Here is a 1237-nt window from a genome sequence, read left to right on the forward strand (position 1 = left end):
AAATAAAAGATAAGCTTCACCAGCTGCGGGACAATAACAAACTGTCTATAGCCATAACCGGGCAGGAGCCTACTTTGAGCATGGACAGAGTCCGTAAACCAATACGACCCGCTGAATTTGGCGGGTCATTCAACCCAAAACCACAGGCAAGGTTCCTGGCAGCGAAGACTACCATTATATAAAATCAGAATATACTTTTTCCGATACCTATGATGTGCCAACTACGGCTATTCCAACATACTATAAAGTAACCGCCTATGGTATGTTTGGTAAGGTATCCTCAGATGAAATCATGCTGGCCAATCCTAACTATACCAATCCGGTACGGCCAATTCCCATTTATAAGTACACCGCTGATAACCCAGCCAGTGTGATTCCTTATCTGGTTTGGCACAGTGTTCCTGACGGAGTTCTTTACGAGCTGGAAATACTTTCCGGACCACCAGACCAGGAAAATACCGCCACTTTATCCAAGGTAAATCACTTAACCTCTACCCAGCTGGTTTTTACCAATGGCATACAATTTGACCTACGGCCATATGCCAATGTGCCGCAGCTATATTGGCGTGTACGGGCCCTTAATCTTCGTAAAGAACCTATCGGAGTATTTTCCACCGCCGAGCCAATTGTTATAGATAAAAACAAAGCCATTCCTAATAAACCATTACTTAATAATTATGATGTAATGCCAGAATTTAAACAGCCGGTTTATCCGGTTTACCATTGGATTCCTATGTTTGGGGCGGATAAATATGAGGTTGAGCTGATGGCCCAGCCGCCGGTGGAAGAAAATAACACCCAACCGACACCCCATAAAGCTTGGTCAAAAGTTGTGACTGGTGCCTTTAGCTGCTATGACGAGTACCCTCGCTACTACGCCGGTAAGTACTATTGGCGTGTACGGGCAATTAACGACAAAGGCGAAACCATTGGTGTATATTCCGATACGGACAGCTTTGAGGTAGAAGCCATCACCACCAGACCGTTTGTGGCTGTATTTGGTGATAGTATCACCCATGGTGGCGGCGCGGTGTCCTTCTCCCCATCCAGTATGGAATACAGTTATACCACATATTTAGATTTTCCGGCTATAAACATTGGCCGAAGCGGTGATACCTCCACCACTTCTTTGGAAAGATTTGACCGGGATGTACTACCTATCAAGCCGACCAATCTTATAATTCTCACCGGATCAAATTCCCTAAGGGCCCCTACCATATCAGCTGAAACCGTAATC

2 protein-coding genes are annotated in these 1237 nt (G+C 45.3%); both read left to right on the top strand.

Features of this window, described 5'->3' with window-relative positions:
- The coding region (locus ACKI5G_RS09185) for a hypothetical protein (RefSeq protein WP_407399703.1) at nt 1–182 on the top strand (182 nt) is incomplete at its 5' end.
- Between the two features lie 32 nt (nt 183–214).
- On the top strand, nt 215–1237 hold a 1023-nt coding region (locus tag ACKI5G_RS09190), incomplete at its 3' end, for an SGNH/GDSL hydrolase family protein (protein WP_407399705.1).

Origin of the sequence: Anaerovibrio sp., from assembly GCF_045637405.1 — a bacterium.
Classification (GTDB): Bacteria; Bacillota; Negativicutes; order Selenomonadales; family Selenomonadaceae; genus Anaerovibrio.